This is a genomic window from Lentzea alba (genome assembly GCF_047445655.1).
GTDB lineage: Bacteria > Actinomycetota > Actinomycetes > Mycobacteriales > Pseudonocardiaceae > Lentzea > Lentzea alba_A.
Genome location: NZ_JAJAEG010000015.1, coordinates 62,074 through 84,624, shown reverse-complemented (window position 1 = coordinate 84,624; position 22,551 = coordinate 62,074). Strand labels below are relative to the sequence as shown.

General features: G+C 67.5%; 20 protein-coding genes and 1 tRNA gene. 11 read left to right on the top strand and 10 right to left on the bottom strand.

The genetic code is table 11. The features are described from left to right. Positions 1 to 57: 57 nt before the first annotated feature. Positions 58 to 699: an aminodeoxychorismate/anthranilate synthase component II gene (locus LFM09_RS25005; protein ID WP_414098963.1), complete on the top strand. Its 642-nt coding sequence runs from the start codon at positions 58 to 60 to the stop codon at positions 697 to 699. A gap of 52 nt (positions 700 to 751) precedes the next feature. Here the strand turns inward: LFM09_RS25005 and pknB are convergent, their stop codons facing one another. The 7 genes from pknB to LFM09_RS24970 are packed head-to-tail and all read right to left on the bottom strand — an operon-like array spanning position 752 to position 10,361. Then, positions 752 to 2,752 (bottom strand): Stk1 family PASTA domain-containing Ser/Thr kinase, encoded by a 2,001-nt coding sequence (gene pknB, locus LFM09_RS25000; protein WP_414098962.1) that lies wholly within the window; start codon positions 2,750 to 2,752, stop codon positions 752 to 754. A gap of 55 nt (positions 2,753 to 2,807) precedes the next feature. Continuing rightward, positions 2,808 to 4,262: a serine/threonine-protein kinase gene (locus LFM09_RS24995; protein WP_414098961.1), complete on the bottom strand. Its 1,455-nt coding sequence runs from the start codon at positions 4,260 to 4,262 to the stop codon at positions 2,808 to 2,810. Next, positions 4,262 to 5,746, bottom strand: coding sequence for a peptidoglycan D,D-transpeptidase FtsI family protein (locus LFM09_RS24990; RefSeq protein WP_414098960.1), 1,485 nt, complete (start codon positions 5,744 to 5,746; stop codon positions 4,262 to 4,264). The genes LFM09_RS24995 and LFM09_RS24990 overlap by 1 nt, the downstream gene beginning before the upstream one ends. Beyond that, the gene (locus LFM09_RS24985; RefSeq protein ID WP_414098959.1) at positions 5,743 to 7,215 is read right to left on the bottom strand and encodes an FtsW/RodA/SpoVE family cell cycle protein; all 1,473 of its coding nucleotides are present in this window, start codon (positions 7,213 to 7,215) and stop codon (positions 5,743 to 5,745) included. Before LFM09_RS24985 ends, LFM09_RS24990 begins: the two co-directional genes overlap by 4 nt. A gap of 3 nt (positions 7,216 to 7,218) precedes the next feature. Continuing rightward, positions 7,219 to 8,631 (bottom strand): PP2C family protein-serine/threonine phosphatase, encoded by a 1,413-nt coding sequence (locus LFM09_RS24980; RefSeq protein ID WP_414098958.1) that lies wholly within the window; start codon positions 8,629 to 8,631, stop codon positions 7,219 to 7,221. After that, complete coding sequence (locus LFM09_RS24975) at positions 8,628 to 9,089, bottom strand: FHA domain-containing protein FhaB (RefSeq protein WP_030465595.1); 462 nt, start codon at positions 9,087 to 9,089, stop codon at positions 8,628 to 8,630. The genes LFM09_RS24980 and LFM09_RS24975 overlap by 4 nt, the downstream gene beginning before the upstream one ends. A gap of 51 nt (positions 9,090 to 9,140) precedes the next feature. After that, complete coding sequence (locus tag LFM09_RS24970; protein WP_414098957.1) at positions 9,141 to 10,361, bottom strand: DUF3662 and FHA domain-containing protein; 1,221 nt, start codon at positions 10,359 to 10,361, stop codon at positions 9,141 to 9,143. A gap of 118 nt (positions 10,362 to 10,479) precedes the next feature. Between LFM09_RS24970 and LFM09_RS24965 the strand changes: the two genes are divergently transcribed. From LFM09_RS24965 to LFM09_RS24950, 4 genes are all read left to right on the top strand, one after another. Continuing rightward, positions 10,480 to 10,562 (top strand) — tRNA-Leu (locus tag LFM09_RS24965). Between the two features lie 91 nt (positions 10,563 to 10,653). After that, complete coding sequence (locus LFM09_RS24960) at positions 10,654 to 11,466, top strand: NADP-dependent oxidoreductase (protein WP_414098956.1); 813 nt, start codon at positions 10,654 to 10,656, stop codon at positions 11,464 to 11,466. Between the two features lie 315 nt (positions 11,467 to 11,781). Next, positions 11,782 to 12,399, top strand: coding sequence for a hypothetical protein (locus tag LFM09_RS24955; RefSeq protein ID WP_414098955.1), 618 nt, complete (start codon positions 11,782 to 11,784; stop codon positions 12,397 to 12,399). A gap of 15 nt (positions 12,400 to 12,414) precedes the next feature. After that, entirely contained in the window at positions 12,415 to 13,068 is a 654-nt protein-coding gene (locus LFM09_RS24950) for an NAD(P)H-binding protein (protein WP_414098954.1), read from the top strand. Here LFM09_RS24950 and LFM09_RS24945 read toward each other — a convergent pair. Beyond that, complete coding sequence (locus tag LFM09_RS24945) at positions 13,065 to 14,345, bottom strand: D-arabinono-1,4-lactone oxidase (protein WP_414098953.1); 1,281 nt, start codon at positions 14,343 to 14,345, stop codon at positions 13,065 to 13,067. The genes LFM09_RS24950 and LFM09_RS24945 overlap by 4 nt on opposite strands. A gap of 86 nt (positions 14,346 to 14,431) precedes the next feature. Here LFM09_RS24945 and LFM09_RS24940 point away from each other — a divergent pair, with 86 nt between their 5' ends. Continuing rightward, positions 14,432 to 15,613 (top strand): amino acid deaminase/aldolase, encoded by a 1,182-nt coding sequence (locus LFM09_RS24940; RefSeq protein WP_414098952.1) that lies wholly within the window; start codon positions 14,432 to 14,434, stop codon positions 15,611 to 15,613. Positions 15,614 to 15,618: 5 nt separating this feature from the next. Here the strand turns inward: LFM09_RS24940 and LFM09_RS24935 are convergent, their stop codons facing one another. After that, on the bottom strand, positions 15,619 to 16,263 hold the full coding sequence (locus tag LFM09_RS24935) for a TetR family transcriptional regulator (protein ID WP_414098951.1): 645 nt from the start codon (positions 16,261 to 16,263) through the stop codon (positions 15,619 to 15,621). Positions 16,264 to 16,346: 83 nt separating this feature from the next. Here LFM09_RS24935 and LFM09_RS24930 point away from each other — a divergent pair, with 83 nt between their 5' ends. From LFM09_RS24930 to LFM09_RS24920, 3 genes are read left to right on the top strand one after another with little or no spacing between them, the layout of a single operon-like run. Beyond that, a complete protein-coding gene (locus tag LFM09_RS24930; protein WP_414098950.1) occupies positions 16,347 to 17,594 on the top strand; it encodes a GH1 family beta-glucosidase in 1,248 nt (415 codons plus the stop codon). Between the two features lie 40 nt (positions 17,595 to 17,634). Continuing rightward, the gene (locus tag LFM09_RS24925) at positions 17,635 to 18,795 is read left to right on the top strand and encodes an MFS transporter (RefSeq protein WP_414099113.1); all 1,161 of its coding nucleotides are present in this window, start codon (positions 17,635 to 17,637) and stop codon (positions 18,793 to 18,795) included. Beyond that, positions 18,795 to 19,574, top strand: a complete 780-nt coding sequence (locus LFM09_RS24920) for an SDR family NAD(P)-dependent oxidoreductase (protein ID WP_414098949.1) — start codon at positions 18,795 to 18,797, stop codon at positions 19,572 to 19,574. The genes LFM09_RS24925 and LFM09_RS24920 overlap by 1 nt, the downstream gene beginning before the upstream one ends. A 248-nt stretch (positions 19,575 to 19,822) precedes the next feature. Here LFM09_RS24920 and LFM09_RS24915 read toward each other — a convergent pair whose 3' ends face one another. After that, positions 19,823 to 20,182 carry a hypothetical protein gene (locus LFM09_RS24915; RefSeq protein ID WP_035909125.1) on the bottom strand — a complete coding sequence of 120 codons (360 nt, stop codon included), beginning with the start codon at positions 20,180 to 20,182 and terminating at the stop codon, positions 19,823 to 19,825. Positions 20,183 to 20,675: 493 nt separating this feature from the next. Here LFM09_RS24915 and LFM09_RS24910 point away from each other — a divergent pair, with 493 nt between their 5' ends. Beyond that, entirely contained in the window at positions 20,676 to 22,058 is a 1,383-nt protein-coding gene (locus LFM09_RS24910) for a helix-turn-helix domain-containing protein (RefSeq protein WP_414098948.1), read from the top strand. A gap of 163 nt (positions 22,059 to 22,221) precedes the next feature. Beyond that, positions 22,222 to 22,503, top strand: a complete 282-nt coding sequence (locus LFM09_RS24905; RefSeq protein ID WP_109632983.1) for a hypothetical protein — start codon at positions 22,222 to 22,224, stop codon at positions 22,501 to 22,503. The last annotated feature ends 48 nt before the right edge of the window (positions 22,504 to 22,551 follow it).

Below are 22,551 nucleotides of genomic sequence, written 5' to 3'. Positions count from 1 at the left end.
CTTACCTCACTCAAAGCATGAGCTAACTCACTCGACGCGACCGACTAGGCTTCGTACATGCGCGTGCTCGTGGTCGACAACTACGACAGCTTCGTTTACAACCTCGTCCAGTACCTCGCTCAGCTGGGTGCGGAGTGCGTCGTGCGGCGCAACGACGAGGTTGACCTCGACGAGATCAAGAACGTCGACGGGGTGCTCGTCAGTCCTGGGCCCGGTACGCCGGAGCGTGCGGGTGCGAGCATCGACGTCATCAAGCGGTGTGCCGACACCGGGAAGCCGGTCTTCGGCGTTTGCCTCGGGCATCAGGCCATCGGTGTGGTGTGGGGTGGCACGGTCGACCGCGCGCCGGAACTCCTCCACGGCAAGACGAGCATCGTCTTCCACGAGGGCAAGGGTGTGCTCGACGGCGTTCCTCAGCCTTTCATCGCGACGCGGTACCACTCGTTGACGGTGCTGCCGGAGACGATCCCCGCGGAGTTCGAGGTCACCGGCAAGACCGAGACCGGCATCGTGATGGCCATGCGCCACAAGGAACTTCCGGTCGAGGGTGTGCAGTTCCACCCCGAGTCGGTGCTGACCGACGGCGGTCACCGCATGCTCGCCAACTGGCTCAAGGTCTGCGGGTTCGAGGTGCCCGAGGCCACGGTCGCGCAGCTCGAGAACGGCATGCGCACGCTCGCCGCCGCCGCGCGCCAGTGAGCAAAAGGGGCGGCCTCCCAACGGGAAGCCGCCCCTCAGCAAAACAAAAACGCTAGGTCGTCACGATCCCCAGCTTGCCGACCGTGACCGTCACCGCGGATCCCTTGGTGATCTGCGTGCCCTTCGCCGGCGCCGTCGAGATCACCTTCTTGTCCTGGGCCGGGTTCTGCACAGTCTGGTCCTGGACGTTGAAGTTGCCGTTCCAGCCCGTCGCCCGCAGCTTCTCCTCGGCGTCCTTCGCCGACAGGCCGGTCAGATCCGGCATCTCGATCTGGTTGCCCTTCGAGACGCGGATCGTGACGGTCGTGTCCTTGGCCGCCTTGCTGTTGCCGGTCGGCGTCTGCGACACGACCTGGTTCTGCGGCTTGGCGCTGTCGATGGTCTCGACGCTGACCTTGAAGCCGGAACCTTCCAGCGTCTGCTTGGCGTCCTCGAGGTCGTCGCCGACGACGTTCGGCACGTTCTGCTTGTCCGGTGCCTTGCCGAGCTGGATGGTGATCGTGCCACCCTTCTTCAGCTTCAGCCCGGTCTCCGGGTTCTGCGCCGCGACCTTGCCCTCGAGCTTCGTGTCGTCGACCTCGATGCCCTCCGCGCTCTGCTGGAGCTTGAAGCCGTTCGGGTCCTTGTCCAGGATCTGCTGCGCCTCCTGCGGAGACTTGCCCTTCAGATCCGGCACGGTGCCCTCACCGGGAGGCGCGCCGACGAAGATCGTGACCTGCGAACCCTTCTGCACCTGGGTGCCGTCCGGCGGGTTCGTGCGCACGACCTTGGAGATCTGGTCGGAGGTGCACGGGGCGGCCGCGCCGTTCGCGCCGGGCTCGCAGGCGATCTCCTGCTGCTGCGGCACGAGGCCCGCCTGCGTGATCTTCTCCTTGGCTTCCAACGGGCTCTGGCCCACCAACGACGGCACGGGGACCTTGTCGGAGCCCTCGCTGCCGGAGTTCATGATGTTGTTGGTGATCCACGCGGCGAGGCCGAGCACGGCGACGCACAGGATGACCACCAACGTGATCATGATGGCCTTCTTGCGCCTCGCGCGCCGCTCTTCTTCCTCGTCGGCGATCGGGTCGTAGTCGTCTTCCGGCTCCGACTTCAACGCCGCCGGGCGGTGCCGGCCACCACCGGACATCACCTGCGTGCGGGGTGCGCGCGCCTGCTCGTTCATCACGGCGGTGCGGTCCTCGGCCGTCATCACGGCCGGCGCGGACGGACGCTGACCCGACAGCACGCGGACCAGGTCGGCGCGCATCTCCGCGGCGGACTGGTAGCGGTTCGCCGGGCCCTTCGACATCGCCTTCAGCACGATCGCGTCGAGCTGCGGCGACACCTTGGGGTTCAGCTGCGACGGCGCCTTCGGGTCCTCCCGCACGTGCTGGTACGCGACCGCGACGGGAGAGTCGCCGGTGAACGGCGGCTCGCCGGTCAGCAGCTCGAACAGCACACAACCCGCCGCGTAGACGTCGGAACGGGCGTCGACGGACTCGCCGCGCGCCTGCTCCGGCGACAGGTACTGGGCCGTGCCGATGACCGCGGCGGTCTGGGTGACCGCGGCCTGACCATCGTGTATGGCCCTCGCGATGCCGAAGTCCATGACCTTCACGGCGCCGGACTTCGTGATCATCACGTTCGCCGGCTTCACGTCGCGGTGGACGATGCCGTGCCGGTGGCTGAAGTCGAGGGCGGCCGAGACGTCGGCCATGACCTCCATCGCGCGCTTGCCCGACAGCGGGCCCTGCGTCTTCACGATGTCGCGCAGCGTTCGCCCGTCGACGAACTCCATCACGATGTACGGCAGCGGGCCGTACTCGGTCTGCGTCTCGCCGGTGTCGTAGACCGCGACGATCGCGGGGTGGTTCAGTGCCGCCGAGTTCTGCGCCTCGCGCCGGAACCGTTCCTGGAACTGGGTGTCGCGGGCGAGGTCGGCACGCAGCACCTTGATCGCCACGTCTCTGCCGAGACGGACGTCCCGCCCCTTGTGGACCTCGGACATGCCGCCGTACCCGAGGGTCTCACCCAGTTCGTAGCGGTTTGAGAGCAGTCGCGGAGTGCTCATCGGTGCTTCGTCCCGCTCCTCGTCGACGGTGTTCCCAACTCGGTTCTGGTCTTGCTCATGGCGCGCACGTCACCTTCACCTCCGAGCCCGTCGCCACCCCGCCTGTCGGCGCGATGGCGGTGACCCGGCACTTCTTCAGGTCGCCCGGCGTCGAACCCTGCGGGCTCTGCACCTTGGGCTCCAGGCCTTGGTCGATCAGATCGGTCCTGACCTCGTCGCCGGAACGACCGATGTAGTCGTCCTCGTCGATCTGCTTCAGCGCGTTGCCCGGCAGTCGGTCGGCCGAGTCGGGCTTCGCTTGTCCGTTCGCCGGCGGGTTCAGGTTCGCCGAGCTCGAGGTGGTCGGACCGCCTTGTCCGCCGCCGGTGTCCGGCTTCACGGTCAGCTTCCACAGGACGACAACGCCGACCACGAGCAGCACGGTCACCAGGACAGCGACCATAACCCAGACGACGGCCCGGTTTCTCCCGGGTGGTGTCGGCATGGGCGCGAACGTCCCGGTCTGGTGCGCCGGCCGCATCGCCGGATGGGTACCGGGGCGTCCCGGTCCTGTCTGGTGGTGTGGCATCGGCGGCGGAATCGGGAGCGGCTGCGAAACCTGAGGTGGCGGCGGAGGTACCTGCACCTGCTGCGGGATCACCGGGGGCATCGTGAACCCGGACGGCGTCGGCAGCGGCTGGCCCACCCGCACGGCGCTGACCGCGGCGGCGAACTCGCCACCGGTCCGGTAGCGCTGCCGCGGGTCCTTCACCAGCGTCGCCTCGATCAACGCACGCGCGCCCGGCGGCACGTCCGGCGGCAGCGGCGGCGCGATGTCGCGGATGTGCATCATCGCGACGGTCACCGCGTTGTCCGACAGAAAAGGGCGGTGCCCTGCCAGGCATTCGTAACCACACACGGCCAACGAGTAAACGTCGCTCGCCGGTTCGGCCTCGCCGCCGAGAGCCTGCTCTGGAGCGATGTAGTGCGCGGTGCCCATGACCATTCCGGATCGTGTCACGGGTGCCGCGTCGACGGCCTTCGCGATGCCGAAGTCGGTGATCTTCACCTTCCCCGACGGCGTGACCATGATGTTGCCCGGCTTCACGTCGCGGTGCACGAGCCCGCGTTCGTGGGCCGCCTGCAACGCGTTTCCGGTCTGCTCCAGCAGGTCCATCGTCACGTCGGCGGAAAGCCGGCCGCGCGAGATGATCGTCGCGAGCGGTTCGCCCTCGACGAGCTCCATCACCAGGTACGCGGTGTCCTCCGGCCCGTCGGTGACGGACGCGGTCTCGCCGTAGTCGTGCACCGACGCGATGCCGGGGTGGTTGAGCGACGCGGTCATCCGCGCCTCGGTGCGGAAGCGGTGCAGGAACTCCGGGTCGCCGGAGAGCTCCGCCTTGAGCACCTTCACGGCCACCCTGCGGTCGAGCCGCTCGTCCGCGCCTTCCCAGACCTCGCCCATGCCACCGACCGCGATCCGCCTGGTGAGGCGGTAGCGGTCGGCGAGGAGCTGGCCCGTGGTGAGCATCAGCGACCCACCAGGTACGCGTTCATCACGGCGCGCCCGATCGGCGCGGCGACCTTGCCACCGGTCGCGCCCAGACCGCGGTCGCCACCGTTCTCGACGATCACGGCGATCGCGATCTCCGGCTTCTGCGCGGGGGCGAACGCGATGTACCAGGCGTGCGGAGCCTTGTTCCTGCTGTCTTCCGCCGACCCGCCGACCTCGGCGGTACCGGTCTTCGACGCCACCTGGATGTTGGCCTGGCGGCCCTCACCACCGGTGTTGATCTCCGACTGGATCATCATGTCGCGCAGCACGGCCGCGTTGGCCGTGCTCATCGCGGTGTCGACCTCGTCGGGCTCGGTCTCGTCGATCGGCTTCAGGTCCGGGCCCAGCACCTTCGACACCAGGTAAGGCTGCATCCGCTTGCCGCCGTTGGCGATCGTCGCCGCGACCATCGCGTTCTGCAGCGGCGTGACGCGCACGTCGCGCTGGCCGATGCCGCTCTGGTAGAGCGCCGCCTCGTCCTGGATCGCGCCCAGGTTGGAGGTCTCGACCGCCAGCGGTATCTGCAGGTCGTCGTCGTTGAAGCCGAACTTGTTCGACTGCGTCGTCAGCTTGGCCTTGCCGACCTGACCGGCCATCTCGCCGAACGCCGTGTTGCACGACTTGGCGAGCGCGGTCTCCATCGACACGGTCTGGCCGGGTCCGCAGGGCTGGCCGTTGAAGTTCGGGAACGGGGCGTTCGCCGTGCCCGGCAGGTTGATCGTGCCCGCCGCGGTGTACTGGGTGTCCTTGTTCTTGCCGTCGGCGAGCGCCGCGGCCGCCACGACGACCTTGTACGTCGAGCCGGGCGGGTAGAGACCCTGCGTCGCGCGGTTGATCAGCGGATTGCCGTTGCCCTGCGCGGTGAGCTGCTTCCACGCCGCCTGCTGCTCGGTGCCGCTGTGGCTCGCGAGCAGGTTCGGGTCGTAGGACGGCGTGCTCACCATCGCGAGGATCTCGCCGGTGTCCGGCTTCATCGCGACGACGGAGCCGGTGAAGCCCTTCGCGGTCAGCTGGTCGAACGCGACCTGCTGCACCTTCGCGTCGAGCGTGAGCTGCACGTTGCCGCCGACCGGGTCGCGACCGGTGATCAGCGCGGAGAGCCTGCGGGCGAGCAGCCGGTCGTCCGAGCCGTTCAGCAGGTCGTTCTCCGCGCGCTCCATGCCCGACGTGCCGTAGGTGACCGACAGGTACCCCGTCACCTGCGCATACGCCGGGCCGTTGTTGTAGGTGCGCAGGTACCTGAGACGGTCCGTCGTCTCCTTGACGTCCGCGATCACCGTGCCGTCGGCGACCGTGATCAGTCCGCGCTTGCGGGCGTACTCGTCGAGGAGCACGCGCCGGTTGTACGGGTTCTTGCGCCACTCGTCGGCGTTGATCACCTGGACCCAGGTCGCGTTGCCCAGGAGCAGGACGATCATCACCATCATTGCCATGCCGACGCGGCGGAGCGGTGTGTTCATTTGGGACGCTCCACCATCACAGTGTGCTGGTCGGCGATAGCCGGTTGTTGCGGTTTCGGCTTCGGAGCCCTCTGCGGAGCCCGCGCAGCGGCAGAAATTCGCAGTAGCAACGCGACCAGGATGTAGTTCGCGAGAAGCGACGAACCGCCGTAGGACAGGAACGGTGCGGTGATACCCGTCATCGGGATCAGCTTGGTGACACCACCGACGATGATGAACACCTGGAAGCAGAGCGCGAACGCGAGACCGCCGCCGAGCAGCTTGCCGAAGCTGTCGCGCACCGAGATGGCGCCGCGCAGGCCGCGCAGGGCGAGGACCATGTAGACCAGCAGCACCGCTGCCAGGCCGACGAACCCGAGCTCCTCGCCGATCACGGCGGTGATGAAGTCGGTGTTCGCCTCGGGGATCATCTCCGGGCGCCCGGCTCCGAGGCCGGCACCACCGATGCCACCTGTCGCGAGACCGAAGAGCGACTGCGAGATCTGGTAGCCGCCACCGATCAGGTCGTAGCGCCCGATCGGGTCCTGCCAGTTCGCCACGCGCTGCTGCACGTGCGTGAACAGCTTCCACGCGACGATCGCACCGGCGGAGAACAACCCGAGGCCGAGCACGACCCACGCCGCACGTTCGGTGGCGACGTAGAGCAGCACCAGCACGATGCCGAAGAACAGCAGCGAGGAGCCGAGGTCCTTCTGCAGCACCATGACGGCGACCGTGACGCCCCAGGCCGCGAACAGCGGGCCGAGGTCGCGGGCACGTGGCAGGTCCATGCCGAGGAACCGGCGGCCGGCGGTCGTGAAGAGGTCCCGCTTCGACACGAGGAACGCGGCGAAGAAGACCATCAGCAGGACCTTGGCGAACTCACCCGGCTGGATCGACAACGGGCCGATGCGCAGCCAGATCTTCGCGCCGTTGATCGTCGGTGCGATGAAGCCCGGCAGCACACCGGGCAGCAGCAGCGCGACCAGTCCGACGAGGCCGAACGTGTAGCCGAACCGGGCCAGCGTGCGGTGGTCCGACAGGAACTTCAGCGTGGCCGCGAACAGCAACAACCCGATCGCGGTCCAGATGACCTGCTTGAACGCGACCGGGTCCCACACGGAGCCGTCCGGGAAGGGGACGCCCTCCAGCGCGAGGTCGATCCGGTGGATGACCACCAGACCTAGTCCGTTGAGCAACGCGACGCACGGCAGGATCGCCGGGTCCGCGTACGGCGCCCACCTGCGGACCGCGAGGTGGGCACAGGCGAAGAGGCCGAGATAGGCGAGACCGAGGTAGAGGATCCTCAGGCTCAGCGATCGTTCCTGGTTCAGCTCCACCAGGATCAGCGCCAGCGTCACGAGTCCGGCGGCGAACGCGAGCATCACCAGCTCGGTGCCGCGGCGCGTCGGCGCTCGCAGCCCTGGCGACGTGCTGGTCGCCACCGACGCGACTGGTGAGCCTTCCCCGGTGGGGACGGGCGAGCCCATCAACTACGGACCCTCCCGGCATTCCACGCCGACCTTTTGCCCGGACGGGGTGGGCGGCGGTTCGGTGGCCCCGGTGTCCGGCGAACCGTTGGCAGGCGGCGTTCCGGTCGGGGTGCTGGAACCCGTCGGGTTCGACGGCGTCGTGTTGGGAGTCGTCGTCGAGGACGTGTCCTTGCACAACGGCAGCATGTGCTCCGTGCGCAGCAGCCGGACCGCAGCACGCGCGCCGTCCAGACCGTTGTCACTGCGGATGCCCGCGGTGATGGTCTTGCGGCCGGCTTCCTGCAGGTCCTTCAGCGTGATCGGGGTGCAGCCCGTCGAACCGGGCGGGCACGAGTCCTCGACCTTCGACGACAGCTTGAACCCGAGCACGGAACCGTTGAGCCCGCGGAAGATCGCGACCTGGCCGTCCTCGGTCGCGCCGACGTAGAACTGGGTGTTGAGCCACAGCTTGCCGCCGACCGCCAGCGCACCGGTGAGCAGGAGCAGCACGAAGATGATCGCGAACGCCTTGATGGCGTTGCGCTTCTTGCGCTTGGGGTCCTGCGGCGGAGGCGGTGGCGGCTCCACCCGCTGCGGCATCGGCGGGCGCTGCTGCGTGAGCGCGCTCGCACGGGACGCCGCGGAGTCCGGCGGAGTGTTGTGCTCCTCGCTGCCGTCACCGGCCGCGCCACCGACGATCGGGTAGTCGTCGCCGAAGTCGACGTCCTCGACGTCCGCCACGATCACCGTGACGTTGTCGGGGCCGCCGCCCTTGAGCGCGAGCTCGATCATGCGGTCCGCGCAGGCCTGCGGGTCCGGGATGCGGATCGCCTCGTCCAGCGTCTCCTGGGAGACGACACCGGACAGACCGTCCGAGCAGAGCAGGAACCGGTCTCCGGCCCGTGCCTCCCGAACGGTGAGGCTGGGCTCGAAGTCGTGGCCGGTCAGCGCGCGCAGCAGCAGTGAGCGCTGCGGGTGCGTGGCGGCCTCGTCCGGCGTGATCCGGCCCTCGTCGATCAACGACTGGACGAACGTGTCGTCGTGCGTGATCTGCGCGAACATCCCCTCGCGCAACAGGTACGCGCGGGAGTCGCCGATGTGCACGAGTCCGAGCCGGTTGCCCGCGAACAGGATGGCCGTGAGCGTGGTGCCCATGCCTTCCAGGTCCGGGTCGCTGGTCACGAGCTCGGAGATGGCGCCGTTGCCACTCGCGACCGCGTCGCGGAGCTTGCCGAGGAGGTCGTCGCCGGGCTCGTCGTCGTCGACGTGGGCCAGCGAGGCGATGACCACCTTGCTCGCGACCTCACCGGCGGCGTGGCCACCCATGCCGTCGGCTACTGCGAGCAGGCGGGGGCCCGCGTACACGGAGTCCTGGTTGTTGGAGCGAACCAGGCCCCTGTCGCTGCGGGCCGCGTATCGAAGAACCAAGGTCATGAGCGCAGCTCGATCACCGTTTTGCCAATGCGGATCGGGGTGCCGAGAGGTACGCGCAGGGGTGCGGTGACCTTGGCTCGGTCTAGGTAGGTGCCGTTCGTGGAGCCGAGGTCTTCCACGTACCAGTCGGTGCCGCGCATGGACAGCCGTGCGTGCCTGGTCGACGCGAAGTCGTCGTCCAGGACCAGCGTGGAGTCGTCAGCGCGGCCGATCAGGATCGGCCTGCCGTCGAGCGAGATGCGGGTGCCGGTCAGCGCCCCGTGGGTGACCACGAGTTGCCGAGGCGCCTTGCTTCCCCTCGCCGACTTCTCGGACCTCCGGAATCCGGGCAGACCTGACGCCCGGAGCCCTGAGGCTGCGTAGAGATCAGAGCGGACCACACGTAGGGCGGCCAGCACAAAGAGCCAGAGGAGCACGAGAAAGCCCGCTCTGGTCAGCTGCATCACCAGCTCTGGCACCGGTTGTAACCGCTCCTGCCTTGAGTTGCTTACCGACGCCCGTATCGACCTCTAGCCCGCGGTGCGGAAGACCAGTGACGAGTGGCCGATGCGGACGACGTCGCCCTCCGCGAGCTGCCAAGTCTGCACTGGCGTGCCGTTCACCGTGGTCCCGTTGGTCGAACCGAGATCAGCGAGCATCGCATTCTGCCCGTCCCACGAGATTTCCAGGTGGCGCCTGGAGACACCCGTGTCCGGGAGGCGGAAGTCGGCTTCCTGCCCACGTCCTACGACGTTTCCACCCTGCTTGAGGTTGTACGTGCGGTTGGAACCGTCGTCGAGATGCAGTGTCGCGTTGAGCTGGCGGTTGGCGCCCTGGGTCGCCGGCGGGGCGTATCCGCCCTGGTTGTAGCCCTGGTCGTAGCCGCCTTGCTGGCCATAACCCGGCTGCTGGCCGTAACCCTGGTCATAGCCGGCCGGCTGGCCGTAACCCTGGTCGTAGCCACCGCCCTGCTGGCCGTAACCCTGGTCGTAGCCCTGCTGCTGGCCGTAGCCCGGCTGCTGACCGTAACCCTGGTCGTAGCCCGGCTGCTGGCCGCCGCCGTAACCCTGGTCGTAGCCCGGCTGCTGGCCGCCGCCATAGCCCTGGTCGTAGCCCTGCTGCTGCTGGCCGTAGCCCTGCTGCTGGCCGTAACCCTGGTCATAGCCGCCTTGCTGCTGGCCATAGCCCTGGTCGTAGCCCTGCTGGCCGTAGCCCTGCTGGCCCTGCTGGCCGTAACCCTGGTCGTAGCCGCCCTGCTGACCATAAGGGTCGTGGCCGGGCTGGCCCTGTCCTTGTCCGTAGCCGGGTGGCTGGCTCATGGATCGGTCTCCTGCGGTGCGAGGTGGTGCTGACCGTCGGCTGGCCGCTTTCACGTCGGGGTCGACGGACGAGCTGGTTCGAAACTGTCCGGTGTGCAGCGCCTCGGAGCGCTCCAGGGAGACTACGACGTCACCATAGGTATCCCATCCGGACTCGGCCAGGTGCTCCCGCAGGCCCTCTGCGAGTAGCTGGGTGATGCGTAGTTCATCCTGCTCATCGCCCGCAAGACGTTCGTGGTCCTGAGGTCCGAGCAACACTTTGAAGTGGTTGGGGGCTAGCAGTCTGCCACCCGCGAGTTCGCGGATGTTGCTGTCACCCTCCCGTTGCAGCGCCTGTGCCACCTCTTGGGGCACGACGTTGCCTCCGAACACGCGCGCGAAGGTGTTGCCGACGAGACCTTCCAGCTTGCGCTCGAAACGTTTCAGGCCCACGGTCAACTCCTTCCGCTCGGTCGGGCTCCTGTACCGATCGTATCCGGGTACGACCGGGCCTACAGGGGGCGATTAGGAACCTGGTTTGGACGCGTGCTAGTGTTCCCAACGTCTCCAGGGGCAAGTGGCGGAATGGCAGACGCGCACGGTTCAGGTCCGTGTGTCCGAAAGGACGTGGGGGTTCAACTCCCCCCTTGCCCATCCAGAAAGACAGATGGAACCCCTCTCGCGGAATCCGCGAGAGGGGTTCTTTCGTTGATCGGCAGTATCGGATTCCTTGATCCAACAGGTGATGTCTGTCACTCGTTCGGGGGTCGGCATGTGGGCGATAGCGGCGGCGGACTTCGGGGCTCAGCTCGAACTCGTGGAGCTTCCAGAGCCCGAGGCGGGCCCGAACGAACTGAAGGTCCGCTTGTTCGCGGCGAGCGTGAACCCGTTCGACGTCAAAGTGGTCAACGGGATGCTTCGCGGTTCTGGCGAGCACCTCTTCCCCTTGGTTCCCGGAACTGATGGTGCGGGTGAGGTGGTTGGTTCCGGAGAGAGGATTTTCGGCACCTTCTTCCACCGTCCGGTCGGCCGCGGAACATACGCCGAGTACGTCACAGTTCCGGCCGGGAACGCGTTGGCGCCGTTGCCGGAAGACCTCGATCCCGCCGTTGCCGCCGCATTGCCGACCGCGGGTATGACTGCCTTGCAGTTGGTCGAGTCACTGGGGTCCGCGGAATCCGTGCTGATCATCGGGCCGAACGGCGGCGTCGGGTCGTTCGCCGTGCAGATCGCTCGTGCGGCCGGCAAGCGCGTCATTCCAATCGGCCGGGGCGACTCTCTCGTCGAGGCTGACGCGCTGATCGACCTCGTGAGCGCCGACCGTTCGTCGTTCGAGGCGAATGCGCGCTACGCCCCGTTGGCCTTCAACACCAACTACGTCTCCAGTGACTCGGCCCAGAACTTCGGCATGCGGGGCTCCAGGGAAACGCTCGTGCGGCTCGCGTCGATGGTGCAGGCAGGGGACCTGGAGGTCCCGATCTCCCAGCGCGTGCCGTTGCGCGACGCGGCCGGTGTTTTCGCAGGTCGCGGGCCTGGCAAGACCGTGATCATCATGTAGGTGGTCGTTCTGACGCGGTGAACGGTCGACGGACGGTGACCGGCGCCGCTCACCGGTGTTTTGCCCGCACGCCTGGCGCACCCACTCTGAGCAGGTCTTTTGGTGCGTCCATCCGGATTAACGTCACCCAGACGGCAGCACCGTTGGACCGAACTCCGCGTGCCGCTCTTCGACCGGTCACCGACCGGTCGGCGCCGTCGATCGCAGGGGGTGCGGTGACCTGGGGGCGGGCCGTGCGCTTCCTGCTAATCCTTATCCAGAGCACGAGTCGAAACGCGGCGGATCGCCCGCCGCGGGTGACGAGGAGGCACTGGCGTGAGCAGCACCCCAGCAAGGATCGCGGCCCTCGACAGCTCGAACGGTTTGTCGACGACCGCAGTCCCGGTTCCGGAACTGCCCGCGTCCGTCGAGGAGTTGGCAGCCGCCGCGGCGATCCGCCTCGGCTGGCACGGGGTCGTCCTCCCCGAGATGGTTCTCATGGGCCGCAAGGTCGTCGTCGTGGCCGAGCTCCTGGCCGACGCCCACGCCGAGCGCGTGTGCGTGGGTGCGGGCCCTGAGGCCGACAAGACCACCGTTTCCACGTGGGTGTGGCCGGAGATGGAAGGCCGCGTCCCGCCGGCCGCCGTCCGCATCGTCGGCGTCCTGGCCGTGGCCCGCCACTGGCGCACCGCGCTCGCGTCCGCCGTTCCCTTCGCCCGCTACGGCAACGCCGCGGTCGTCCTGCCCGAGTCGGTCGCCTTCTCGCACGACTACCTGTCGAACTGCCTGCCGCGCGTGCGTCGCTACGGCGTCTCCGTTCTGCTGGCCGACGACGAGAAGGACCTGTCGGTGGACGTCACCGGTCGTCAGGAGAACGTGCCCGCCGAGGACACCGCCATCACCCGCTGGGTCAACGAGCTGGTCTACGAGCAGGTGCTCGCCACCGCTTCCTGATCTACGGTCGGGGCTATGCGAGTAGTCATAGCCGGCGGACACGGGCAGATCGCGTTGCTTCTCGAGCAGCTGCTGGCCGCCCGTGGAGACGCGGCAACAGCGTTGGTTCGCAATCCCGATCACTTCGCGGACGTGCAGGAAGCCGGAGCAGTTCCGGTGTTGTGCGACCTCGAGTCCTCCGATCTGGACTCGGTCGCGGCGTACATGAAGGGTGCCGATGCCGCGGTTTTCGCCGCCGGCGCCGGGGCAGGCTCAGGAGCCGCCCGCAAGGACACTGTGGACTTCCGCGCCGCCGCCCTGTTCGCCTCCGCTGCGGTGGAGGCGGGGGTACGGCGGTTCGTCCAGGTCTCGACGGTCGGCATCGAAGCCGCCGACTCTCCTTCTGTGGACCCGGAGTTCGCGGTCTACCTGAAGGCCAAGCGATTGGCGGAGGAAGACCTCAAGTCGCGTGATCTCGATTGGACGATCTTGCGGCCCGGTCCGCTGGTGAACGACGCGCCCACCGGTCTGGTCACGATGGGCGCGCCACAACTGCCTCGCGCTTCGGTCACTCGGGCGGATGTCGCCGCTGTGCTGGCGGAGTTGCTCAACGCTCCCAACACGATCGGCAAGACGATCGAGCTGGTGAACGGCGAGACGCCGGTCGCAGAAGCGGTTCGCTCCTTCTAGCCGAGCACGCGGTCCAGGTAGGCGTTCGTGAACGTCCTGCCCGGATCGACCTCGTCGCGCACCCGCAGGAAGTCGTCGAAGTGCGGGTACAACGGCCGCAGCTCGGCGGAGGTGAGGTCGTGCATCTTGCCCCAGTGCGGCCGCCCGCCGACGGACGCGGCGATGCTCGCGTACGCGTCGAAGAAAGCCTTGTACTGCATGCCGAGTGCTTGGTGCATCGAGATGTACGCGGTGTCGCGACCGTTCGCCGTCGACAGCCAGATGTCGTCCGCCTGAGCGACGCGCACCTCGCACGGCACGATCAACGCGTCCCGGTCGCCCAGTTTGTTCGCCACAGCACGGAGTTCGGCGATCACGTCCATCAACGTCTCGCGCGGGATCGAGAACTCGGTCTCCACGAACCGGACTCGGCGCGGCGTCACGAAGACGTTGTGCGAGTAGTCGGAGTAGGTCCGCTCGGAGATCAGCGAACCGCAGATCTCGTTGAGCTTGCGGGTGTAGCGCGGGAACGTCTTGGCGACCTTGCACACCGCGCCGAACGCGGCGTTCTCCATGACCTCGTACTCCCACGCCTGCCGGAGCTTCGAGAGCGGGCGTGCGGGCTCGGGGATCCTGTTGTTGCGCTTGAGGATCACCCGGTCGGAGTGCGTGAACCAGTGGAACTCCACGTGGTCCTCGACCGCGCACAGGTCGTCGAACTGCTCCAGCACCGCGTCCAGCCGGCCCGGTGCCTCGGAAGCCTGCAGCACGAACGACGGCACGCACCGCAGGGTCAACGTGCTGATGACGCCCAACGCCCCGAGCCCGACGCGGGCCGCGTTGAACAGGTCCGGACGCTCGGTGCGAGAACAGGTCACCACCGAGCCGTCGGCCAGCACCAGTTCCAGCGACTCGATCGCGGTGGCGAGCACGCCCAGCTTCGCGCCGGTGCCGTGGGTGGAGGTCGAGACGGCGCCCGCGACGGTCTGGGCGTCGATGTCGCCCAGGTTCGGCATGGCCAGGCCGAGGCGGTGCAGGTCGGCGTTGAACGCGTGCAGCGGCGTGCCAGAGCGGACGGTCACCAGGCCGGTCTCCGTGTCCGCGCGCACGATCCCGGTCCAACGGTCCAGGTCGAGCGCCACTTCCGGCGCGACCGCGATGTCGTTGAACGAGTGACCGCTGCCCCGCGCGCGGACACGGCCTGCGGACACGACCGCCGCTGCGATCTCATCCGTGCTCGCGGGGTGGACGACGCGCGTCGGGGTGCACGAAGCAGTTCTAGCCCAGTTCGTCCACACGCGAACCTCCACGAGAGAGTGTGACCTGCGAGTAACGTAAGTGAAAGCTCTTCACGTTTCAAGGGTTCAGGACGTACCGTCAGGGCATGCGCAGAAACCGACTCGACGCCGCGACGAAGGATCTGGATCCTCCGTTCGCGATCGTCGACCTGGACGCCTTCGACCACAACGCGGCGGACCTCGCCCGTCGCGCTGCCGGTCATCCGATCCGGGTGGCGAGCAAGTCGATCCGGGTGCGCGACCTGGTGAGCCGGGCGCTCGAACGGCCCGGCTACCACGGGGTCATGTGCTACTCGCTGGCCGAGGCGTTGTGGCTGTCCGAGCAGAACGTCAGCGAGGACCTGCTCGTCGCGTATCCGACTGCGGACCGGGCGTCGCTGCAGAAGCTCGCGGCCAACGAAACCGCACGTCAGCGCGTCACGATCATGGTCGACTCGGTCGAGCACCTGGACTTCGTGGACGCGGCGATCGGGCCGCACTCGGATCTGAGGGTCTGCCTGGAGCTGGATGTCTCGTGGCGGCCGTTTCCCGGTGTCCACATCGGTCCGCGCCGTTCGTCGATCCACACCCCGGCCCAGGCTCGGGCACTCGCCGCGAAGATCACCCAACGGCGAGGCTTCAAGCTGGTCGGCGTCATGGCGTACGAGGGCCAGATCGCCGGCCTGGGTGACAACCCGCCCGGTCAGCCGCTGCGGGCGCTCGGGATCCGGTTCATCCAGTCGAAGTCCGGGCCGGAGCTGATCCGCCGCAGGACGGCCGTCGTCAGCGCGGTCCGGCAGGTCGCCGACCTGGAGTTCGTCAACGGTGGCGGCACCGGCAGCCTGGAGCTCACCGGCTCCGACCCGTCGGTCACCGAGCTCGCGGCCGGGTCGGGGCTCTTCGGGCCGACGCTCTTCGACGGTTACCAGGCGTTCAAGCCGGAACCCGCGGCGCTCTTCGCGTTGTCCGTGGTCCGCAAGCCGACCAAGCGGGTCGCGACGCTGTTCGCCGGCGGGTACATCGCGTCCGGCACGCCGACGCCGGACCGGCAGCCGTCGCCGTACCTGCCGGAAGGTCTCAAAACGCTCGGCCTCGAAGGCGCGGGCGAGGTGCAGACGCCGGTCACCGGCAAGGCGGCGGAGCAGCTGAAGATCGGCGACCGCGTGTGGATGCGGCACGCCAAGGCGGGCGAGCTGTTCGAGCGGTTCGACGAGGTGCACCTGGTGCACGGTGACCGCATCGAGCGGACCGTGCCCACGTACCGCGGCGAGCGCCGGAACTTCGGTTAGCAGGTCTAGGCAGGCAGGCGCGACGACAGGTAACCCCTGACGAGCGCCTTCGCCTCGACCAGGATCGCCTGGTCGCCGGTCGTGCTGTTGCGGAACGCCATCTTCAGCACGGCGTCGGCGGCCTCGACGGCGATCGCGATCGGCAGCCCGACCTCACCCATCGGAATTCCGAACTTCCCCGAGATCAGCTCGGAGATCTTGTCGGAGATGACGGCGTTGTTGTCGCGGCGGTCGTCCAGCAGCCGCATGTCCACAACGTCACCGAAGTGCAGCTTCCCGAACGCGGGGATCTCCCGGTGCATCGTCACGTAGACGTCGAACACCGTGTCCACGGCATCCCACCAGTGCTCGAGCGTCGCCTGCTCAAGCCGTTCGGTGATGCCCTGGGAGAACCTGTCGACGTTGCGCAGCGTCAGCGCCTGCACGACGGCTCTCTTGTCGGGGAAGAACTGGTACAGCGAACCGACCGCCACACCCGCTCTTTCCGCGATCAACGTCGTGGTCACGCCGTCGTAGCCCACCTCGTCGATGAGGGTCGCGCACGCTTCGAGCATGCGCTCGACTCTCTTGGCGCTGCGCTGCTGAACGGGCTGACGGCGAAGCGGGGTGGTGCTGGTCACGGCGACTCCCAGTAGTTCGGGTGCTTTCATCTTGCCTGTTGTACGGGCTTTTCACTTCCCTGAACCTGTCAACACGCCTACGATCCGAACAAGTTTCACATTTTGGAGGATCGATGCGCGACTTCCTCTGGGGAGTGTCCACGTCCGCGTTCCAGATCGAGGGCGCGTTCGGTGCCGGCGGCCGGGGTCCCTCCGTGTGGGACGAGTTCGCTCCGGTACACGACAACGACAACGCAAGCGTTGCTTGCGATCATTACCACCGTTGGCGCGAAGACGTTGCACTGATGACTCAGCTCGGTGTGAACGCGTACCGGTTCTCCATCGCGTGGCCGCGGATCCAGCCCACCGGCAAGGGTCCGGTCAACGCCGAGGGCCTCGACTTCTACGACCGGCTCGTCGACGCGCTCGTCGACGTCGGCATCGCTCCGGTCGTCACGCTCTACCACTGGGACACGCCGCTCGAGCTGGAGGCGCAGGGCGGCTGGCTCACCCGCGACATCGCCGACCGGTTCGCGGACTACACGGCGCTCGTCGCGGACCGCCTCGCCGACCGGGTGAAGCTGTGGATCCCCATCAACGAACCCGCGATGGTGACGTTGCAGGGCTACGCGATCGGTGAGCACGCGCCCGGTAAGACGCTTCTCTTCGACGCGTTGCCCACCGCCCACCACTTGAACCTCGCTCACGGTCGTGCGGTCGAAGTGCTGCGCGCGTACAACGCACAAGCCGTTGGCACGGCGAACAACCACACTCCCGCCTGGCCGGCTACTCCGAACGACGTAGCGGCTGCTGAGGCCTACAGCCAAATCCACAACTGGTTGTACGCAGATCCGATGCTGTCGGGCCGATATCCCGACGCAGTCGCTGATCTGATGCCCGTCGTCGACGGAGATCTGCAGGTCATCCACCAGCCTCTCGACTTCTACGGCGTCAACTACTACAACCCCACACGACTCAAGTCGCCGTCAGAGGGCAACCCGCTGCCGTTCGAACTGGTGGAGATCGACGAGTACCCGCGCACCGGCTTCGGCTGGCCGATCGTGCCGTCCGGGCTGACCGAGATGATCAACGCGCTGCGCGAGCGGCACCCGAACCTCCCTCCGGTGCACGTCACCGAGAGCGGCTGCAGCTTCCCGCACCAGATCGAGGACGCCGACCGGATCGCCTACCTCGACGGACATCTGCGTGCCGCCCAGGAAGCCGACGTCGCCGGGTACTTCGTGTGGTCGCTGCTCGACAACTTCGAGTGGGAGGCCGGCTATTCGCAGCGGTTCGGCCTGGTCCACGTCGACTACGAGACGCAAGCCCGCACGCCGCGCGACTCGTTCCACTGGTACAGAAAGGTGATCAGCGGTGAGTGAAGCGCTTGCTGAGCCGGTGGTCCGCGTCCGCCGCGGGTGGATGGCGTGGTTGTTCCTCGCGAACCTGGGGCTGTGGCTGGCGATCTACGCACCGATCCAGGTGCTGTTGCCGCAGCAGGCCGAACTGCTCGACCGGGCGAACAAGGAGCTCGTGTTCGGCATCGTCACCGGCTTCGGCGGTCTGGTCTCGCTGCTCGTGGTGCCGTTGATCGGTTTTCTGTCCGACCGCACGACCTCACGGTTCGGGCGTCGCCACCCGTGGACGCTGAGCGGTGCGATCGTCGGCGCGATCGGTCTTGCCGTGCTGGCCAACGCGCCGACCGTCGTGGTGATGACCATCGGCTGGTGCCTGGTGCAGGCGGGGATCGGCGGCATGCTCGCCGCGCTGACCTCGGCCGTGCCGGACCGGGTGCCGGTCGAGCAACGCGCGCAGGTCGGCGGGTTGATCGGCATCAGCCAGATGCTCGGCACGGTGCTGGGCGCGGTCGTTGTGACGTTGCTGGTCAGCGGACTGCCGGCCGGGTACTTGGCGTGCGCGGTCATCGTGCTGGCAGGCGCGCTCTTCTTCGTGCTGAGGACACCGGACACCCAGCTGATCGTGAAGCCGGTGCGGCCGACGTTCTGGATCTCGCCGCGTCAGCACCCCGACTTCGCGTGGGCGTGGGCCGGTCACCTGATGATCAATCTCGGCAACGCGTTCGGGACGCTGTACCTCTTGTACTTCCTCGGTGACGTGGTCCGCCACGAGTCCCCTGAGGACGGACTTCTGGTGTTGATGGCGCTCTACGGGGTGGCACTCGCCGCAGGAGCGGTGCTGTTCGGCGCACGGAGTGATCGTTCTGGGCGCCGGAAGCCGTATGTCTACGGCGCCGCGGCCGTGATGGCGCTCGCGGCGTTGATCCTGGTGGTGTGGCCGACCTGGACCGCGGTTCTGATCGCCTCACCGCTGCTCGGCGTCGGTTTCGGCACGTACTGGGCGGTCGCGATCGCACTGCTGACCCAGGTGCTGCCGGCCGCGTCCGATCGGGCGAAGGATTTGGGAGTGCTGAACGTGGCCAATGCGTTGCCGCAGGTCATCGCCCCCTTGCTGACTGCCTTGATCTTGGCCAACCTTGGTGGCTACCGCGGTCTGTTCGCGGTGTCGGCGTTGGCGACGACGCTGGCGGCGGTGTTGATGAGTCGAGTGCGATCGGTGGTCTGATGCAGGTCTCGGGCAAGAAGGTTCTGGTCACGGGAGCGTCCCAGGGGATCGGCGCGGAGGCCGCGTTCAGGTTCGCGGCGCACGGCGCGCACGTCCACCTTGTGGCCCGGAGCGCCGAACTGCTCGATCTACAGGTCAAACGGATCACCGAGTTCGGCGGCTCCGCGACCGCTCACGTGGCGGATCTGTCGGACGCCGCGGAGATCCGTTCGCTCGCCGAGAGCGTTCCGGCACCCGATGTCCTGGTGAACAACGCGGGCGTGGGCCGCTGGCTGTTCCTCGACGACACGTCCGCCGACGAGCTGCAGACCATGACCTCGGTGCCGTACCTGGCGGCGTTGCTGCTGACCAGGGAGTACCTGGGCGCCATGCGTTCGCGCGGGTCGGGCTGGATCGTCAACGTGAACTCACCGGTGTCCCGGCTCCCGATTCCCGGCTGCGTGGGCTACCAGTCGTCGCGCTGGGCTCTTCGCGGTCTGACGGCTTCGCTGCGGCTCGACCTGCGCGGAACCGGCGTCGGGATCAGCGAAGTGGTGCCGGGCAAGGTCTCCAGCGAGTACTTCAACAACAATCCCGGTGCGGAGGAACGAATCCCGTCGATCGCCCGGTTGATCCCCACGGTCACGCCGTCGCAGTGCGCGAAGGCGATCGTCGACGCGGTGGAGAAGGAACGCGCGGAGCACCTCTTCCCGTGGCAGCTCAAGGCGTTCGAGATCTCCGGCCGGCTGTTCCCCGGGCTGACCTCGTACCTGACCTGGAAGACCGGTACTCACCGCTAGAACCCATGAAAACGGCCCCTCACCTGCGCGGGAGGTGCAGGCAAGGGGCCGTGGTTGGTGACCGCGGACCAGTAACGGTCGGGGAGGGAAGGTGCACGTCACCGGCCCGCGGGAATCTGTGGAGTTGTTGAGCTGACCGGGGTCCGCGATGTCGCGGTCGGGGGTTCGCACATCGCGGACCACCGGTCAGTAGGCGGTTTGCAGACCTGGTCGTGTCGGGGGGACGCCAGGTCAGTCGCAAACGCCCGTTAGTGGGCTCGAGCCACCGCGCGGCGGGTCCTGGTGACAGGAGGAGTCACCGGAGCCTCGCGCAGGTGGCGAGCCGGGCGCGGGGCGAGTCCGCCCGCAACCAGGTGTTCGTACGCGGCGCGCCACACCGAGCAAGGTGACTTCTGCTGGCGCCAACGGCCGGAGCACTCAGGGCAGTTGCCCTTCTCGTCCGGCTCGTGCGCTGCCAGCAGAGCACGCCATCCCTCGGTCAGCCGAGGGAGCTCGGATCGAGCCACCGACAGGAGGGACGGGGCGTCCGCACGGCTCGCCAGCTCCGTGAGCAGGTCGAGGCGTTCCCACACAGCGTTGCGAAGAACCTGTCCGAGGATCGCGTCCATCGAAACGTCACCGTCACCTTTCCGCCTGGTCGGCGGCTTCGCGTAGCGCGGCCCTGAGCTGTACGAGCTGGTCGTGGGACAAGACTGCCGTCTCCCCGGGAGGTCCGACCAGAACCACTTGGCCCTGAACGACCTTCACGGTGAGCTGGCGGTCCCGGTCGACCACGTCGCCGCAGCTGATCTGCCACGTTCGACGCTGCCCGGTCATGCCGCGCCATGTGGATTCGGTGTCACCCGTCTCCACAATGGAGGTGGAGCTTGGGGAGGAGCTGTCCACTATCGGTCGTTCCTCTCCGTGCTCACTCGCTTACCGGAATCTAGATTGCGATGATTCATGCCGGAACGGGACGTCACAGCGCCCACCGGTGGAAGTCTTACGGTGAGCGGTAAGCGGTGTTCGGTAGGGCCGATCAGCTCCGCCGAAGAGGACTTCTCGACTCGGGGACCTGCCCCTAGTCTGCCGATGACGCCCAACGGACTGTGAGGGTGCGCGATGAACACCATGAGTTCCCAGGGCTCTCCGATCCCCGCCGAGGTGTGGGACCAGCAGGAGATGCGGGACGCACTGGCCCGACGAGAGATCAGCTCGGTTTACCGGCTGCTCCGACGGCACGGTGTGTCCCAGCGCCAGATCGCGGCGCTCACGGGTCAGTCGCAGTCCGAAGTCTCGGAGATCCTCAAGGGACGCCAGGTGATGGCTTATGACGTCCTTACCCGGATCGCCGTTGGCTTGGGTGTCCCACGTGGATACATGGGTCTCGCCTATGACGAGACAACGGCAGTGAGGGTGGCCGCAACCGCGGACTCACCCCATCCTGAGGAGGACGAGTCGGTGAAGCGTCGGAAGTTCCTCGCGCACGCCGCCGCCGTGACAGTGGGCGCGGCCGTGTTCGGAGCGGACTCCGGGTCGTGGGTTTCACACCCCACACAGACTCCGGCTCCGGGACGCATCGGCATGACCGATGTGCGCCAGGTCGAAGCGGCGACGCGGGCGTTGCGTGCTCTGGACTACCAGTACGGCGGCGGTTCCTGCCGTGACGCGGTGGTCGCCCAGCTGTCCTGGGGACAGCAGATGCTCGGCGCGAGTTCCACGGACGTCGTCCGCACGCGCCTTTACGTCGCCCTGGCCGACCTGCACAACCTCGCCGGCTGGACGTCGTTCGACACGGGCCTGATGGACTCGGCCCGCAACCACTTCGGCCAGGCGCTCGACCTCGCGAAGCAGGGCGAGAACGAGGCCCTGATGGCGAACATCCTGTACCGCATGGGCCGCGTGTACTTGCACCAGAACGCCCCCGACGACGCGCTGAAGGTGTTCCAGCTGGGCCAGTTGGCCGCGCAGAACTCCGGTTCCGAGCTCGCCGTGGGCATTCTCTGCGCGAACGAGGCCTGGGCCTACGCGAAGATGGGCTCCGACGAGCAGGCGCTGAAGCTGCTCGGCCGGGCGCGCGACGAGTTCTCCCGTGCGAATGTCGCCGAGGCGCCTGCCTGGGCGAAGTTCTTCAACGAGATCGACCTCTCGTCCATGATCGGAACCGTGCACACGGAGCTGGCGCAGACGGTGGATGCCAAGTACACGCGGACCGCCATCCCGGCGCTGTCCAAGGCGATCAACAACTTCGGTGACGAGTACGCGCGCAGCCGCTCGTTCAACCTGACCTCGATGGCCATCAACCACCTGCTCGAAGGCGACATCGACCACGGCGCCAAGATCGGTCGCCAGGCCGTCGACCTGTCGGAAAGCCTCAAGTCGGTCCGCACCAAGCAGCGCATGGAGCCGCTGCGCCAGGAAGCCGACAAGCGCCGCAACAACCCCGAGGCCCGCGAGCTGGCGGACCGCGTCGCCCGCTTCACCGGCACCGAGTCGGCTGCTTGATTTTTGGCGCCTTCCATCTCGTTTGGGTCCTATAGCACCACTTTTGGATGGTGTGGGACACGAACCGGTAACGCCAGGACCTTCTCCCACGAATGCAGCATCGACGGGCGCGAAATCCACGCCTAAGGTGCGGCAGGTCGGGGCGAAGGACGAGGTGCGGCGCGTGAGCCTTACTCGGAGGTGGCGTTCCAAGAGAGCGCTGCGGTCCGCGCAGTTGCTCGACGAGGTGGTCGACACCCAGCTGCCGTTGCTGGCGGCGTTCGACGAGGAGCGACGGCGCAGGTCAGCCGACTACCTCGCGGAACTGGTGGCGCTGGCCCAGGACTACCGCTACTACGCGAACGGCTGGATCGACAGCCGCGAGCTCGACCGCCGCGGTCAGCGGACGATGAACCGGCTCGCGCGCATGCGTGAAGAATCTTCGGCTCGACTGATCACCGACTAGTCCATTCGTGCGCAGCTCGTCGCGCCGATCGGACCACTCACCGAGTCT

Bases quoted from the DNA above. Each gene is read 5' to 3' on its own strand.
- LFM09_RS25005 (WP_414098963.1), top strand. From the start codon at position 58: ATGCGCGTGCTCGTGGTCGACAACTACGACAGCTTCGTTTACAACCTC.
- pknB (WP_414098962.1), bottom strand. From the start codon at position 2,752: ATGAGCACTCCGCGACTGCTCTCAAACCGCTACGAACTGGGTGAGACC.
- LFM09_RS24995 (WP_414098961.1), bottom strand. From the start codon at position 4,262: ATGCTCACCACGGGCCAGCTCCTCGCCGACCGCTACCGCCTCACCAGG.
- LFM09_RS24990 (WP_414098960.1), bottom strand. From the start codon at position 5,746: ATGAACACACCGCTCCGCCGCGTCGGCATGGCAATGATGGTGATGATC.
- LFM09_RS24985 (WP_414098959.1), bottom strand. From the start codon at position 7,215: ATGGGCTCGCCCGTCCCCACCGGGGAAGGCTCACCAGTCGCGTCGGTG.
- LFM09_RS24980 (WP_414098958.1), bottom strand. From the start codon at position 8,631: ATGACCTTGGTTCTTCGATACGCGGCCCGCAGCGACAGGGGCCTGGTT.
- LFM09_RS24960 (WP_414098956.1), top strand. From the start codon at position 10,654: ATGTCTGTCACTCGTTCGGGGGTCGGCATGTGGGCGATAGCGGCGGCG.
- LFM09_RS24950 (WP_414098954.1), top strand. From the start codon at position 12,415: ATGCGAGTAGTCATAGCCGGCGGACACGGGCAGATCGCGTTGCTTCTC.
- LFM09_RS24940 (WP_414098952.1), top strand. From the start codon at position 14,432: ATGCGCAGAAACCGACTCGACGCCGCGACGAAGGATCTGGATCCTCCG.
- LFM09_RS24935 (WP_414098951.1), bottom strand. From the start codon at position 16,263: ATGAAAGCACCCGAACTACTGGGAGTCGCCGTGACCAGCACCACCCCG.
- LFM09_RS24930 (WP_414098950.1), top strand. From the start codon at position 16,347: ATGCGCGACTTCCTCTGGGGAGTGTCCACGTCCGCGTTCCAGATCGAG.
- LFM09_RS24925 (WP_414099113.1), top strand. From the start codon at position 17,635: ATGGCGTGGTTGTTCCTCGCGAACCTGGGGCTGTGGCTGGCGATCTAC.
- LFM09_RS24920 (WP_414098949.1), top strand. From the start codon at position 18,795: ATGCAGGTCTCGGGCAAGAAGGTTCTGGTCACGGGAGCGTCCCAGGGG.
- LFM09_RS24915 (WP_035909125.1), bottom strand. From the start codon at position 20,182: ATGGACGCGATCCTCGGACAGGTTCTTCGCAACGCTGTGTGGGAACGC.
- LFM09_RS24910 (WP_414098948.1), top strand. From the start codon at position 20,676: ATGAACACCATGAGTTCCCAGGGCTCTCCGATCCCCGCCGAGGTGTGG.